The following is a 15,207-nucleotide window of genomic DNA, read 5'->3' on the forward strand; positions in this document are numbered from 1 at the left end:
TCAGGTTACAAATTCACATAATAGTATTAGTCACATAGTACATAGTCACATCTATAGCATAGTAAAAAATAAGACAAATAAATAAAAACCATATAGACCAATGTATAGCCTTCTGTTTATTCATATAATATATAAAAATATACCAAATCATTAACATCATTATAGGTGTTCCAATAAATAGCCAACCACTTTGTAATTCTATAGGGTTGAAAATTAAAGATGAAAGAAAAGAGTTATAAGCTAATAGAGCTCCTGATGTCATTAATAAATAGGAGTGACTCATCTTTAGGCGTTTTACATAAGTTTTAGCCCAAACAAATGCCATAATAGCGAGCAAAATAAAAATCGGCCACTCTAATCCCGGACCAAAACCGAAACTAAAAATAGTAAAAAAAGAAAAACACGTAAGCATGATTAAAAGCACAAAATAAAGAATATGAACCCACTTCTTAGCCCTCATGATATCAATCCTCCATCCTAAACTTATTCCGTTACAGTTAATAATATCCAAAAAAGGTTAATCCTCCAGTCAAACTTACTTAAAACGGGTTGGAGGCTGTCCCAAAAGGTCTTGAAAATGACCTTTGAGGGGCCAGTCCTTTTTTGAATGTAACATGAACCAGCTCTATCTCCCTAAAACATACAGACCGATTTGGCTACAAAAGAGGCTTTAATATTTATAAGTATGAATCATGACTTGGCTCATGTATCCCAGCGGAGCATAGTTTTCAGGAGCGTCGGGAGCGGTGAACAACGCTCCATGTCCACCTAGCTAATTTCATACAAGAATAATCAAAACCCTTGTATTTTACGAGTAAAATATCATCGGTTTCTTCTATTTAAGGGCTTTTAGGAAAGCTCCAGCTTTTTTTGTAAACAATGATGAAAAAGAAAAGGTTATCGCAAAAGGTAAACTTATCTCCCTTTGCAACAACCTATAAAAATAACTATTACTATTCAATTAAAAATAAACGGCCTCTCCAATTTTCGCAGATTTATAGATAGCTTCTAGAATTTGTGTGACAACAAAAGCTTGTTCGGGTTTTACGACTGGTTCTGTATCCGTGATGATATTGTCAATCCACATACGGGCTTCTAAGTCAGCATCAGATTCCGTTTTTCCATCATAAAAGGCTACCCCACCATTGTTCAGCTCTACCTGTGTTGTAAATAATTTACCAAAGTTCTCACCGTGAATCCGGAGGCCGTCTTTCATATCCGCCCCTCCTTCTGTTCCACTTAAAGAACATTTTGCTTCATCGACTTCTAAGGAATTAAGAGCCCAGCTAGCTTCCAGCACAATCGTTGCCCCATTCTCCATAGTAATAAACCCAAAAGCTGAATCTTCGACGGTAAATTTCTCTGGATCCCAAGGTCCCCAAGCATTTGCCGCATTCTTTTTCTGACTTAACTTATGGTGGACGGCTCCCATCACTGATTTTGGCTTGTAATTGTTCATCATCCACAAAGTTAAATCTAATGCATGGGTACCAATGTCAATTAAAGGTCCTCCACCTTGCTTTTCTCCATCAAGGAAGACCCCCCATGTTGGAACCGCCCGTCTCCGGATAGCATGTGCTTTGGCAAAATACACTTCCCCTAAATCGCCACGATCACATACTTCCTTTAAGTATTGACTGTCTTGTCTGAAGCGATTGTTATATCCAATCGTTAATTTTTTTCCTGAACGGCGAGCCGCTTCGACCATTAAGTTCGCTTCTTCTGCTGTTTTGGCCATCGGCTTTTCACACATCACATGTTTGCCTGCTTCAAGTGCAGCAACCGAAATCTCCGCATGACTATCATTTGGAGTTAAAACATGAACAACTTCCACATCCTCATTCTTTAAAAGCTCCTGATAATCTGAATAAACAGTGGCCGCTTCGCTTCCATACTGTTTCGCTGCTTTCTTAGCTTTTTCATCAGTAATATCACAAAATGCAACTAGTTCAACATTTTTAATTTTTGAGAGACTCGGCATATGCTTTCCATTTGCAATGCCCCCGCAGCCAATAATTCCGATTTTAACGATTCTTTCCATCTTTTTAATGCCTCCTATTAAATCACTTATTTGACTCGTTCGCTTTGCTGGACGATTTCGTTTATTTCCACTCGACGCCCCTCTTGATTTGAAAGGGAGGCAGCTTGATTAATTAACGTCAGGTTAAAGGCATCCTCATATTTAATATTTGGTTCATCATTAGAAATAATCGAATTTACCCATTGGTTTAAAGCGAGTGGCAATGGTTCTGGAATATCGGATGGGACAATCCACTCTTCGCCTAATTGGCTACTTTTGATTCGAATCGCTTCATCTTCTATTAATAGTGTTCCTTCTGTCCCATAGACTTCTAATTGGAACGGGCTAGCACCAGAAAGAAAACTAGTCTCTAAAACCCCGATTGCTCCCGATTGATAATCTACCATTACAGTTGAATTGACATCGACTTGATGGTTGCTCGTTTGTTTCAACCTTGCTGTTACAGCTGTTGCTTCTCCAGCCAGTCGGTTTGTTAAATAAATGGGATGAGCACCTAAGTCTATAAAAGCTCCTCCTCCACATTGCTCGGCATTAAAAAAGTGCTTCGGTAACCAACCATTAGGGTGCGACTCTGTAGGTACAGCCCCATTATGAGCTAGCCTACATCTGACCATACTAATTTCTCCTAATAAGCCCTTATCCACTACTTCCTCGGCATACAAATAATAACTTTCATTTAATCGAGGAAGAGAAATCATGAATTTCACCTTATTTTCTTGAACGGTTTGATAAATCTCTTCACAATCCTCTATCGTGAACGCCAGCACTTTTTCTGTAAAAATATGCTTTTTTTGCTTAGCTGCCAAAATGATAATTTCTTTGTGTAGATTCGTTGGTGTGTCCACAATAACAGCATCAATTTGCGGATTCGCTAAAACAATATCTAAATCACGTTCAAATGGAACACCTAACTCTTCTGCCCATTCCTTTCCTCGAACCTCATCCTCATCCCAAACAACCTTCACTGAAACTTGTTCATTACTCAACGCTTGCTCTGCATATTGCCCTGCATGAACATGCCATTTACTTAAAAGGGCTACATTAATCATCCTTATCACCTCATCATTTTTTATAAATGGTTAACCTTTTACGGCACCACTTGTTAGAGCTCCTACAATAAATTTTTGTAGAAGGATAAATAGAATAATAACTGGTAGTACAGACAATACACTTCCTGCTGCTAGATAATGAGTGGTGACCGCTTCCTGGGTCGATTGCAGATTCATGACTCCTACTGAAACAGGATAAAGTCTCTCATCATCCAATAAAATGAATGGAATCACAAATTGAGACCAGCTTTGCACAGCCACGAGAATCGTAACTGAAATAATCCCTGGTAAAGATGTCGGTATCACGATCTTTGTTAAGACTTGCCACCTGTTACACCCATCCATAATTGCCGCTTCATCCAAAGCTCTTGGGATTGTGTCAAAATACCCTTTTAAAAACCATGTGGAAAAAGGTAAAACTACTGCTACATAAACGATAATCAGTGTTATATAGTTATTTAATAAATCTAACTTCGCAAACAAACGATACAAGGGAATGGAAATAACGACAGCAGAAATCATTTGTGTCATTAAAATACTAACGAGTACAGAGTTCTTAAATTTAAACTTCAAACGTGAAATGGCGTATGCTGCTGGTATCGCTACAAACAAAGCACCAACGACCGTATAAAATACAATCACAGTCGAATTTTTTAAATAATTCAAAACACCAGTATTATCAATAACATGTTTGTAATTTTCAAAGGCAAAATGTTCCGGAATTAAACGTGGTGGTACAGCAAATAATTCTTGAGACGTTTTTAAAGATAATGAAATAATCCAGAACAGTGGAAAGAGGAAAAACAATAGAATGACAAAATAGCCAAAATACAGGGCACTCTTTTGTAAGATTCTTTTTTGTTGAATACTCATTTTATTGCTCTCCCCTCCTACCTAACATTTTCAAATAAACCAACGTCATAATCACATTAATAGCTAATAGAACAACAGCAGTCGCAGCCCCTTGACCTAAATTAAATTCTCTAAAAATGACCGTATAAATACTTAAAGCAATAACTTCTGTACTTTTTCCAGGTCCACCTGCTGTAAGAGCCATCACCATATCAAAGGTATTAAAGGTATCGATCGAAATAATGATTAGCGTGATCAGAATGATAGGAGCCAACATCGGTAACATCACTTTTATTAATCTTTGAAAAGCATTCGCCCCATCAATCTTTGCGGCTTCCATCACATCATTTGGCAATGTTTGAATGGCTGCATAAATTAAAATCATACTAAATGCGGTTCCACGCCAAACATTTGCTAGTATCACTGAAAAAAGGGCTAAATTCGGATCCGATAAAAATGAAATCGAATTGAATCCCAACGTCGTTACAAAATAATTTAAAATGCCTGCATTCGTTTCGTTGTACATGATGCGCCAGATGATTCCAATAATGACTCCCGGAATGGCCCAAGCCGTCAAAACTGCCGTCCTAACGATAACCGTTCCTCTCAATTTCAACTTTTGCCCTTGATCAATAGCAGAAGCGATTAAAAAACCAAAAAACAGTTGGAATAAAACGCTACATACAACAAAAATGGCTGTAATCGTGAGCATATGATAAAACCCAGATAACGAAAACAACCTTTTATAGGAATCAAGTGTGAACGTTAAGTCTGTTTCTAATAATGAAGCATTAGTAAAACTAAATTTAATAATTTCAAAGATCGGATATAAAAAGACGAATAGTAGAATAATCGCTAACGGTAGCAGCCAAGGGAGGGGAGAATTTCCCCAACCCTTGAATGCTCTTTGTTTGACTTGGACAGATTTTGTTTGTAGTTGACTATTCATATCAAACCTCACTTTTTACTCGTTATTTACCACATTCCAAGCCTCGTCCAACGCTGCTTCAGCTGTTTTATTTCCAGAAATAATATCTGAGAGGGCAATTTGCATTTGAATGGAGATTGTATTGTAATGAGTAGAAGATGGACGAACATTTGCATCTTCTAAATAATCTCGAAACAAGGAACTAAATCGAGTTCCCTCATAATACTCTGAATCATAAACAGAAACACGTGTCGGTAGTCCCCCATGAATGCTTTGAAATTCACCCATTGCTTGTTCAGTAATAAAAAGACGTGCAATCAAGTCAAAAGCTGCTCTCTTCTTTTCTTCATCGTCTGTAAAAATACCCCAAGTCCAACCACCAGCCGCTGTTCCACTTAATCCATCCTCAAGTTGCGGAAGTGGTGCTACATTCCATTTCGCAAATTCTTCTTCCCCTAATGTTTCCCTTAAGAAAGTTTGTTGCCAATTTCCGCCTAAGAACATCGCCGTACTACCTGTTGCAATTTCTTCATTTAAATCATTTTCTGAACCGTATCCTGCCAATCGTTGCGGGGCTGCCCCTGCTTTAACCGCTTCTTCTATTGTCGATAAAACATTGAGCATCTTTTCTCTATTTTCTCCTTCACCAAACACCGGTCTTCCTTCTTCATCCACTAACTCCCCACCTTGTGCCCAGAAAAGTGGCCAAAGCGTTGTAATCGAAGCTCCTTCACCTCGTCCCCCTGGAAAAAGTAAACCATTATATCCTTCCTCTTGAAGTTCTAACGAAAGTTCAATGGCTTCATCCCAAGTTGTCGGTGGCTCACTGATAACCTCTGAGTTATAAAAAAGAACTCTTGTGTCTGTCCCCATATAAAGTCCATAAACCTTACCATCTGGACCGGTCACAACATCTTGAACGAACGGTAGAAAATCATCAATATCAATTCCGTATTCTTCCATTAAATCATCAAGTGGTTGTAAATAATCGATGTAACGTTGAAATAAGTAGCCATCAATCGCAGCCACATCTGGCGCCCTACCAGTATTTGCCTGTTCAATTAAACGAGACATGGCTTCATCAATATTAGACGATTGAATATCTATATTTAAATCAACATTTGGAAAATCAGCTTCAAACTCGCTCACTTTTTCAGAGATATAATTGGCCGTTCCACTAATGCTTGACTGAGGAGAATATCCAGTAGATGTTGTCCACCTTAGTTCAAAACTTTCTCCCTCATCATTTGATGCACTTTCTCCTCCACATCCCGCCGTCAAAAATGTAGTTATAGCAGCAATAAACAAGACTTTTTTTAAATTCATATTAATGCTCCCCTCTTTTTGTCAACGCTTACATTTTAGTGAACTTTTGATTTCCCTTTTTCAAAGACAACCCCTAATCAGCTGACACCCACCTCTTTAACTTATCACCTCACACCTAATTGACATGTCATTACTTAAATAATATGTTATACACGAAGTAATGATATGTCAACTTTATTTTCTAAAAATTATAAAAATTATTTTCATTTACACGCAAATAAAAAAAACAGACCACGTTACTTACTCGTGAGTCTGTCTTTATCTTTATACTCGGTCTACTCGCTTTATTTTTGTTGACTCTCCCTCAACTAAGTTAGTTGAGATTGTCACCTTATCTGGGTAGTTATTTTCTTCAATTAAAGCTACAAGTGCTTCAATCGCTTTTTCGCCCATTTCTTTTTGATCTTGTTCAATATGAGTAAATCGAAACCGATCTCGTGTTTTTCTTTGACCGTCAAAACAAATGATCGATAAATCATCAGGCACTAATAAATTTAACTCATCAGCTGCAATCTTCACCAATACAGCAATATTGTAATGAACAGCAAAGATCGCACTTATTTCTGGATATTTTAATAAATGCTCCTTGATCACTTGTATATCTCGCTCAATTAATTCTTCATTCCCTTTGTTACTTGATAACTCCGAGATTAGATCTGTTAACCAGATATTTCTATTCACCATATGCCCTCTTTCCGCATAGGCTTGGATAAAACCGTCCACTCGTTCTTCAATCGCTGATATATCTTTGTATGGTGGAGAAAAAACAGCAATCTGTTGATGGTTTTTATCAAATAAATAATTCACGGCATTCTTAGCTGCATTAGCGTTATCCGTACAGATAGAGGTTGTTTGAATCCCTTTAAAATACCGGTCAACAAGCACATGAGGGAACTTATTTATCGTTAATTTAAGCACCTCTTCATTAAAATATTCTCCTGAAACAGGTAGGATAATCATTCCATCTACGCCAAGATTTAATAATGAAACAATGGCTTCTTTTTCCAACTCTATATTACCAAATGTTTGTTTAATCACAATATCTATTGAGTATTCTCGCGCTGCTATATTTAATGATTTAATCAGAAGACCGGTGACATGCTCTTCTTCAATTTCGGGGAACACGAAACCAATAATATATCCTTTTGTATTTTTAGGTAACTTTGGCGTTTCATGCCCCTCACTACCGATAACAAAAGTACCTTTCCCAGCAATTCTCTCAATTAATCCATCGTGTACTAATTGATCTAGAGCTTTCTTTGTCGTAATTCTGCTGACATTATAATAGTCAATTAATTCTTTTTCCGTCGGTATTCTATCACCTATTTTATAAGCTTTAGACATAATCTTCTGCTTAATTTCTTCATAAATGATCTCATATCTTGGTTTTTTTTGTATGTTATTTAAAGGATGGCTCATTTCAACTCCTCCTATTATTAATATATCATATTGTTATTTAGTTCATCACTAGTAACGCACTACTTTTTTACCATATATCGATTGATATTTAAAAGAAGTCAGCATTTTAGCTTGACCTTAACTAAAACCTAACTCCTTCCCTTGGAAAAATGATCTATTTTAACCATTTAGGTAATAAAATTTTGACCTCTTGCCCTTGATTAGACGACCGTAGTGCCGCATCAATGATCGCTTGGTTCATTAAAATTTGTTCCCCAGGTATCGGTGCTTCCTTGTTCTTTTTTACTGCCTCGACAAAATCCTTTACTTTTTCATTAAATATATTTATTTGATGCGTCTTCACTGGAATGACACTTTCTTGATGATAACCATCCTGATCATGGTATAAGGTAATAGACCCAATACCTCCATCCCAAACACCACTCCATGGACCTGTTCCTGCTGGTGTGATTTTTAAACCGGCATCCGTTCCTAAAAACATTGTTGCTCCTAGTGTATCCATATGCATGGCCCAGGCTGTTTTAAAATTTAAAACCGTTCCCCCTTCTAAGCGTACAATGGCCACCGCAAAATCCTCTACCTCAAACTTTGCCGCTTCGGGATGATACTTGGCATTCGTTCCAAAATGGTTCGAGGTTGAAGCAGACACAGTAAGCGGTTTAGGATTTCCTAATGCATGCAAAACTAAATCCAACGAGTAGCACCCTATATCAGCCATAGCCCCAGCTCCCGCTAACTTTTTATTAATAAACGTCCCCTTCGGCATACCTCGACGGCGACCACCACCCGTTTCTACATAATAAACATGACCGAGCTTTCCTGATTGTACGATCTCTTTTACGGCCTGCATATTAGGGTCATATCTCGGTTGAAATCCAATCGAGAGGATTTTGCCTGTATCTTTAGCCACTTGCACCATTTCCAGTGCTTGCTCTAATGTTATCGCCATTGGCTTTTCAACAAGCACATGTTTACCAGACAATAATGAATCAATACTTGTTTGATGATGGGCAATGTTTGGTGTACAAATACTGACTCCATCAAGGTCCAATCTTAATAAGTCCTTATAATTTTTAAAATCTTGAGCACCATCAAGCTCCAAGGTCTTAATAAATTCTGCGGCTTTTCCAGGTATTAAATCTGCTACAGCCACTACTTCTACGTCTTCCATAAGTTTATACGCTCGTGCATGAGCAGCAGCAATCCCACCACTTCCAATAATGCCGATCTTCACTTTGTTCATTCCTCTCACTCCCCAAATGATAAGTATACTTACTTAAATCAATGCTAAAGCAAAATGAACAACAACCCTAAATGTCATATTAATATATTTAATTCGATAATATAATACTAACAACCGTCTAATTGTTATGTCAAATAAATAAGTACGTGCATAAAAAATAACACCCCTTCATAATCAATGAAGGATTGTTATTCGACAAAGTTCGAGGAGTGACAGGCACCTAGATCCTTTGAATATGTGTTTCCTTAAAGTGATGATTGGACTTCAATCCAAATCCTAACGCTCGGTCCATACAAATATGTGCAAACCAAATAAGTGCAATCATTAGTAAACTCGATACCCCCATCGACAATGAGAAAACCGTGAGCGTAATTGGAATAATAAAACTATGTCCTACATTATATAAACGAGCACCAACCTGATTATTAATGAAGTATCCAATCATCGTTACATCAGGAAGTAATAATAATATCGCAAATAAAAAGAAAGAGTAATCTAGATGGACGTAAAGAAATAGACAAAGTAAAAACGCAACGGCATATTCAATCCTTATCAAACTTTGTAGCGACATTTCCTCTAACCCCCTTGACCATTTGCTGATATAGCTCATCAAACTTTTTTTCCATAAGTTTTTTATTGTCTCTATACATTCCCGTATCAATCATCCTTTGAGCCTTATGTAAGGAGAATAAAGAAAGTTGAAGAAATTCCATTTGATTTTCAATTTCTAATATCTTCTTTTGAAAAACCTTTGATGATTCTTCCATACATTCAATTGAAGGAGGTTTTTGCTCAAGGGTCAGAATGAAATCAATTTCTTGCAATGAAAATCCTAACTGCTTTAAGACTAGTATTAACTTCATCTGCATTTCAGATTTTTCATCATAAAATCGATACCCATTTTCTGATCGAATAGGACTGAGCAAACCTTGTTTTTCATAATAACGGACGGCATCATTACTTAAATGAAACTTATTAGCAAATTCTTTAATATACATATTCTCTCCTCCTTACCATTAGGCTAACATTGGAGTATGCTCTAAGGTCAAGATAATTTACATAAAATTAAAATTAAATAAAAGATTGACTGCCGCTCGCAAGTTGACCCCTGACATAAAACCGAAAAGGACGTTCCCAAATGGTCAAACATATGACTTTTTAGAGAACAGCTCTTATTCTACATGGTGATGTTATTACCAATAAAAACAAACATCCAAAATGGAGGAAGCCCCAAATGCTCATCTATTCGTTAAACAGTTCATATAAACTGTAAGCGTCCAAGAAAAGCGAGGAAGACTCACCTTTATATGCCGAATTAGGCCGAGTTCGGCTTAAAACTATGAAAGACTCTTCTTTATACGCCGAGTTAGCCTGGGTTCGGCTTAAAACTATGGAAGGCTCACCCTTATATGCCGAATTAGGCCGAGTTCGGCTTAAAACTATGAAAGACTCTTCTTTATACGTCGAGTTAGCCTGGGTTCGGCTTAAAACTATAGAAGGCTCTTCCTTCTATGCCCAAGTTACGCCAAATTAGGCCTTGCTCAAATTAAGCGGTAGTCGGTAATAAAGCCCCTTATTTCCCCAATTAAATTGCGACTCAATATGACCTTCTTCCACAACTGCAACCTCTTTTTCAAAGTTTACACTTACAAGGGGAAGAAAAAATTCATATGAAGTTTGGGCTTACCGTCCTTGAAAACAGGTTATATATTCCTATTCATAAAAAAACAGTTCGAGAAGCCCAACCCTCCTCGAACTGTTTTTTATATTTACGGGCTTTTGAGACGTACCCTACTAAATTTAACTATTTTTATTGAGACTCCGTTAACTTATCCTTTATTCCTTTTAAGTTTGCAATAATTCTTTCATTTTGTTCCACTTGTTTTTCTGAATTTATTTTTATCGTTCTAATCCAGCTCATAACAAGCCCCGTTAAAATGACCAAAATAATAAATAATAACAAAAAATCGTCCCCTTTTATCGCCAAAATCATCTTCATTATAACAAAGAAAGGGTTAAGACCTCTTAATTTTTTAATAAATCATCCCTTTTTAGACTGTCACTCAGCTTGAGAAAGAAATCAAAAGGTAAACTATTAGGCCTCCGTTGTTTGTTTAATCGCTTTTTCTAATTCTTGTAGATGAAATTCCTTTTTCTCTTCTTTCCATAAAAATTGGTTAGCCAAATAATCAATTATGTTATTCTTATAACGTCCCACAGTCGCAATATCAAATAAAATCGCCCCTGTTCTTCTATTGAAGAAATCAATTGGAGTAGCCGCCATTTCATAGTCAATCGCATATTTTAACTTCGCCCATAGGACAACTGGCAATTGATAACGTGCCGCTTCTTCTTTTCCATCATTTTTTACTAATTTAAATAAAATAGGGCTGTTTGAACCGTATAATGAGACTAAATGCTCCGCTTCTTCACGTTTTAAACCAACCATCATTCCTATTTTCACTTGCTCCTGTTTATAACGCTGGAAGCCTTTACTTCCTCCAACATCACCACCTGAAATCGGGATATTTTTCGTTACACAAGCACTAAATTCTTTGTTCGTCTCTTCCTTCAATTCTTTTGCTAACAAATCGACAATCATTTCGGCCATTTTTCTATATCCCGTTAATTTCCCACCAGCAATCGTAATAAGACCTGATTTAGATCGCCATATTTCATCCTTACGCGATATCTCTGAAGGGTCCTTTCCTTCTTCCCAAATCAGTGGTCGAACTCCTGCCCAACTTGATTCTACATCCTCTTCGCCAACAGAAACCGATGGGAACATAAATTTTATTGCCTCTAATAAATAGGTACGATCATCATCTGTCATTTTCGGGTCAATTGGATCATCTTCAAAAAAAGTATCCGTCGTCCCAACATATACTTTGCCGTCACGTGGAATCGCAAAAACCATTCGTTTATCAGGTGTATCAAAATAGACCGCTTGACCCATTGGAAATTTCGATTGATCAATGACAATATGAACCCCTTTTGTTAGTTTCAACGATTTCTTTTCTTTTGAACCATCCTTTTGTCTAATTGTATCCACCCAAGGGCCAGAAGCATTGACAATCTTTTTGGCATAAACTTCATAGTGTTCTCCGGTTAGTTCATCACGAACAACAACACCTACTAACTGACTATTTTTATATAACAATTCATCCGCTTTGGAATAATTTAACGCAATCGCTCCTTTTTGATGGGCTGCTTTCATTACTTCTAGTGTAAGGCGGGCATCATCTGTACGATACTCAACGTAGTAACCTCCACCTTTTAAGCCGTCTGATTTAACTAAAGGTTCCTTTTTTAAGGTTTCATTAATAGAAAGCATCGAACGTCGCTCGGCTTTTTTTACTCCCGCTAGAAAATCATATACTCTTAAACCGATAGAGGTACTAAACTTCCCAAAGGTTCCCCCTTTATGAATCGGTAAGAGCATCCACTCAGGTGTCGTCACATGTGGGCCATTTTCATAAACAACAGCCCTTTCTTTCCCTACTTCAGCTACCATTTTCACTTCAAATTGTTTTAAATAACGTAAACCACCATGGACAAGCTTAGTGGATCGACTTGATGTACCAGAAGCAAAATCTTGCATTTCAATCAGACCTGCTTTCATCCCTCTTGATGAAGCGTCTAAGGCTATCCCTGCACCTGTTATCCCACCACCGATTATTAATACATCTAATGTTACTTCTTTTAATTGTTGTTTGATTGACTCTCTTTGTAAGTTTGAAAAATTCATTTAAATTCTCTCCTTTTTAACGATCAAATTTTAGTTTCAAAGAACACAAAAAGAGACCAAAATGCATTATTCCCTCAGAATAATGCTTTTTGGTCTCTCCGAATCTCCTACCGAGTTATTAACTTAATTTCATTGTAACACTTTTATGCTCTAATAGATACGATAAAGTCTTATTTAAATGCTGTAGCCGCAAAAATGGCTTTCTTCCAACCCGCATAAAGTTGCTCACGTTTTTCTTCTTCCATCTCAGGTATAAAGCTTCTCTCCTTTGCCCACTGCTTCGAGATTTCTTCTTTATCCTTCCAATAGCCAACTGCTAATCCTGCCAAATAAGCCGCTCCTAAAGCTGTTGTTTCACTAATATTTGGGCGCTCTACTGGGACATTTAAAATATCCGCTTGGAACTGCATCAGGAAGTTATTATTAACAGCACCACCATCGACTCTTAAAGCCTTCAATTCAATCCCTGAATCAGCTTCCATCGCCGAAAGCACATCCTTTGATTGATAAGCAAGTGACTCTAAAGTAGCTCGAATAAAATGCTCCTTCGTTGTTCCACGTGTCAGCCCAAAGGTTGCACCACGTACATCACTATCCCAATATGGTGTCCCCAGACCGACAAAAGCAGGTACAACGTACACACCATCTGTAGAATCAACCTTTACCGCGTAGTCTTCGCTATCTTTAGCATGGTTAATCATTCTCATGCCATCTCTTAACCATTGAATCGCCGATCCCGCCACAAAAATACTTCCTTCTAGAGCATACTGTACTTTCCCTTCCAATCCCCAAGCAATCGTTGTCAGTAAGCCATGATTAGATGGAACTGCTTTTTCTCCTGTATTCATCAGCATAAAGCAGCCTGTTCCATACGTATTTTTCGCCATTCCTTCTTCAAAACACGCTTGTCCAAATAAAGCCGCTTGCTGATCACCAGCAACTCCTGCAATTGGAACACCTTGTCCAAAGAAATGATAGTCAACCGTATAGGCATATACTTCAGACGATGGCTTCACCTCAGGGAGCATCGAGGCTGGAACACCTAATATATCGAGTAATTCTTCATCCCATTTCAATTCGTAAATATTAAACATTAACGTCCGCGAAGCATTCGTATAATCAGTCACATGGGCTTTGCCACCAGATAACTTCCAAATAAGCCAGCTATCAATTGTACCAAATAATAATTGACCGTTATCCGCTTTTTCCCTCGCTCCCTCAACATTGTCTAAAATCCACTTCACCTTTGTTCCGGAAAAATAAGCATCAATTAAAAGTCCTGTTTTTTCCCTAAACAATTCATTATGTCCGGCTGCTTTTAACTCTTCACAAATTTCACTCGTCTGTCTTGATTGCCACACAATTGCATTGTAAATCGGTTCCCCTGTCTCCTTGTCCCAGACAACGGCCGTTTCACGTTGATTCGTAATCCCAATCGCTTCCACTTGTGCAGGTTGAACACCTGATTCTGCTAGCACTCCGGCTAAAACAGCAAGAACAGAACCCCAGATTTCATTAGCATTATGCTCGACCCAACCAGGCTCAGGAAAAATTTGTGTGAACTCCTTTTGAACCGTATGAACACTTTCCCCTTTTTTATTAAATAAGATAGCTCTTGAACTTGTAGTTCCTTGATCAATTGATAAAATATATTTTTCCATTCTTACTCCTCCTCTATTATGATACTTTTTTGATTTCTTGCTGATTTGAATCTCCTTTATACTCGAATGTCCAAGCTAACGCTAATATGACTATAATACCAGCTAAAATCAACAAAACGATATTTGAAAAGTTCCCCATAAAAAATACCTGATAAAATATAGCTCCAAGTGCTCCCCCCATAATCGGACCTACTACTGGAATCCAAGCATATTTCCATTGTGATGAACCTTTCCCATGAATCGGAAGCAAAAAGTGAGCAAGACGTGGACCAAGATCCCTCGCTGGGTTTATCGCATAGCCTGTCGTACCACCTAAGGACATTCCAATCACAACAATTAGTAGACCCACTGCAAGCGGATTCAAACCTTCCGTAAACTCATTTGCTCCGATAAAAAGTAAACCTAGCACAAGCACAAATGTTCCGATCATCTCACTTAATAAATTTGAAAATGTGTGAGGAATCGCTGGACTTGTCGCAAATACAGCAAGCTTTGCCCCCTGATCTTCTGTCGCTCTCCAATGTGGTAAATAATGAAGATAGACAATAATCCCACCAATAAAAGCACCGAGTAGTTGTGCCACAATATAGCTTGGGACATCTGCCCATAAGAAATCACCATTTACAGCTAACCCTATTGTAACCGCTGGGTTAAGGTGAGCTCCACTAATCGAACCTACTGCAAAAACCCCCATTGTAACAGCTAGACCCCATGCAATTGATATGACGATCCAACCACCATTATGAGAAAAAGTTTTCTTCAGATTAGCACCGGCTACCACACCACCACCAAAAATAATGAGAATCATCGTACCTATTAACTCTCCTACAAATGCTGACATCTTATCTCCCCGTTCTTTTTGACAAAAGAAAAGAGACCCACAATTAAGCAAATCCCCCTTCTCTACGAATACAAAGGGAATTGCATAATGTGAGTCTCC

Annotated in this window: 14 protein-coding genes; all 14 read right to left on the reverse strand. The window is 37.7% G+C overall.

All coding sequences use genetic code 11. The annotated features are described in order from the left end of the window. Positions 1-13: 13 nt before the first annotated feature. Complete coding sequence (locus tag AA0017_RS15880) at positions 14-460, reverse strand: hypothetical protein (protein WP_413375999.1); 447 nt, start codon at positions 458-460, stop codon at positions 14-16. Positions 461-961: 501 nt separating this feature from the next. Then, positions 962-2,041 (reverse strand): Gfo/Idh/MocA family protein, encoded by a 1,080-nt coding sequence (locus tag AA0017_RS15885; RefSeq protein WP_413376001.1) that lies wholly within the window; start codon positions 2,039-2,041, stop codon positions 962-964. A gap of 26 nt (positions 2,042-2,067) precedes the next feature. Beyond that, positions 2,068-3,090, reverse strand: coding sequence for a Gfo/Idh/MocA family protein (locus tag AA0017_RS15890; protein WP_413376003.1), 1,023 nt, complete (start codon positions 3,088-3,090; stop codon positions 2,068-2,070). A gap of 30 nt (positions 3,091-3,120) precedes the next feature. Next, positions 3,121-3,963 carry a carbohydrate ABC transporter permease gene (locus AA0017_RS15895; RefSeq protein WP_413376005.1) on the reverse strand — a complete coding sequence of 281 codons (843 nt, stop codon included), beginning with the start codon at positions 3,961-3,963 and terminating at the stop codon, positions 3,121-3,123. A 1-nt stretch (position 3,964) separates the two neighbouring features. Then, positions 3,965-4,891, reverse strand: a complete 927-nt coding sequence (locus tag AA0017_RS15900) for a carbohydrate ABC transporter permease (RefSeq protein ID WP_413376007.1) — start codon at positions 4,889-4,891, stop codon at positions 3,965-3,967. Between the two features lie 15 nt (positions 4,892-4,906). Then, the gene (locus AA0017_RS15905) at positions 4,907-6,196 is read right to left on the reverse strand and encodes an extracellular solute-binding protein (RefSeq protein WP_413376009.1); all 1,290 of its coding nucleotides are present in this window, start codon (positions 6,194-6,196) and stop codon (positions 4,907-4,909) included. A 264-nt stretch (positions 6,197-6,460) separates the two neighbouring features. Next, positions 6,461-7,615 (reverse strand): GntR family transcriptional regulator, encoded by a 1,155-nt coding sequence (locus tag AA0017_RS15910; protein WP_413376011.1) that lies wholly within the window; start codon positions 7,613-7,615, stop codon positions 6,461-6,463. Between the two features lie 154 nt (positions 7,616-7,769). Next, positions 7,770-8,858: a Gfo/Idh/MocA family protein gene (locus AA0017_RS15915; protein ID WP_413376013.1), complete on the reverse strand. Its 1,089-nt coding sequence runs from the start codon at positions 8,856-8,858 to the stop codon at positions 7,770-7,772. A 220-nt stretch (positions 8,859-9,078) separates the two neighbouring features. After that, entirely contained in the window at positions 9,079-9,429 is a 351-nt protein-coding gene (locus AA0017_RS15920; protein WP_413376015.1) for a DUF4260 domain-containing protein, read from the reverse strand. Next, the gene (locus AA0017_RS15925) at positions 9,401-9,856 is read right to left on the reverse strand and encodes a MerR family transcriptional regulator (protein ID WP_413376017.1); all 456 of its coding nucleotides are present in this window, start codon (positions 9,854-9,856) and stop codon (positions 9,401-9,403) included. Before AA0017_RS15925 ends, AA0017_RS15920 begins: the two co-directional genes overlap by 29 nt. 812 nt (positions 9,857-10,668) lie before the next feature. Then, entirely contained in the window at positions 10,669-10,821 is a 153-nt protein-coding gene (locus tag AA0017_RS15930) for a hypothetical protein (protein ID WP_413382799.1), read from the reverse strand. A 132-nt stretch (positions 10,822-10,953) separates the two neighbouring features. After that, positions 10,954-12,606, reverse strand: a complete 1,653-nt coding sequence (locus tag AA0017_RS15935; RefSeq protein ID WP_413376019.1) for a glycerol-3-phosphate dehydrogenase/oxidase — start codon at positions 12,604-12,606, stop codon at positions 10,954-10,956. 170 nt (positions 12,607-12,776) lie between these two features. Beyond that, the gene (glpK, locus tag AA0017_RS15940; protein ID WP_413376021.1) at positions 12,777-14,267 is read right to left on the reverse strand and encodes a glycerol kinase GlpK; all 1,491 of its coding nucleotides are present in this window, start codon (positions 14,265-14,267) and stop codon (positions 12,777-12,779) included. 16 nt (positions 14,268-14,283) lie between these two features. After that, a complete protein-coding gene (locus AA0017_RS15945) occupies positions 14,284-15,108 on the reverse strand; it encodes an MIP/aquaporin family protein (protein ID WP_413376023.1) in 825 nt (274 codons plus the stop codon). Between the last annotated feature and the right edge of the window lie 99 nt (positions 15,109-15,207).

It is taken from the genome of Alkalihalobacillus phoenicis (assembly GCF_047302405.1).
Taxonomy (GTDB): domain Bacteria; phylum Bacillota; class Bacilli; order Bacillales; family Bacillaceae_D; genus Alkalihalobacillus.

What these genes read in the sequence shown, in the direction of transcription:
- AA0017_RS15880 (WP_413375999.1), bottom strand. Translation starts at nt 460, where the DNA reads ATGAGGGCTAAGAAGTGGGTTCATATTCTTTATTTTGTGCTTTTAATC.
- AA0017_RS15885 (WP_413376001.1), bottom strand. Translation starts at nt 2,041, where the DNA reads ATGGAAAGAATCGTTAAAATCGGAATTATTGGCTGCGGGGGCATTGCA.
- AA0017_RS15890 (WP_413376003.1), bottom strand. Translation starts at nt 3,090, where the DNA reads ATGATTAATGTAGCCCTTTTAAGTAAATGGCATGTTCATGCAGGGCAA.
- AA0017_RS15895 (WP_413376005.1), bottom strand. Translation starts at nt 3,963, where the DNA reads ATGAGTATTCAACAAAAAAGAATCTTACAAAAGAGTGCCCTGTATTTT.
- AA0017_RS15900 (WP_413376007.1), bottom strand. Translation starts at nt 4,891, where the DNA reads ATGAATAGTCAACTACAAACAAAATCTGTCCAAGTCAAACAAAGAGCA.
- AA0017_RS15905 (WP_413376009.1), bottom strand. Translation starts at nt 6,196, where the DNA reads ATGAATTTAAAAAAAGTCTTGTTTATTGCTGCTATAACTACATTTTTG.
- AA0017_RS15910 (WP_413376011.1), bottom strand. Translation starts at nt 7,615, where the DNA reads ATGAGCCATCCTTTAAATAACATACAAAAAAAACCAAGATATGAGATC.
- AA0017_RS15915 (WP_413376013.1), bottom strand. Translation starts at nt 8,858, where the DNA reads ATGAACAAAGTGAAGATCGGCATTATTGGAAGTGGTGGGATTGCTGCT.
- AA0017_RS15920 (WP_413376015.1), bottom strand. Translation starts at nt 9,429, where the DNA reads ATGTCGCTACAAAGTTTGATAAGGATTGAATATGCCGTTGCGTTTTTA.
- AA0017_RS15925 (WP_413376017.1), bottom strand. Translation starts at nt 9,856, where the DNA reads ATGTATATTAAAGAATTTGCTAATAAGTTTCATTTAAGTAATGATGCC.
- AA0017_RS15935 (WP_413376019.1), bottom strand. Translation starts at nt 12,606, where the DNA reads ATGAATTTTTCAAACTTACAAAGAGAGTCAATCAAACAACAATTAAAA.
- glpK (WP_413376021.1), bottom strand. Translation starts at nt 14,267, where the DNA reads ATGGAAAAATATATTTTATCAATTGATCAAGGAACTACAAGTTCAAGA.
- AA0017_RS15945 (WP_413376023.1), bottom strand. Translation starts at nt 15,108, where the DNA reads ATGTCAGCATTTGTAGGAGAGTTAATAGGTACGATGATTCTCATTATT.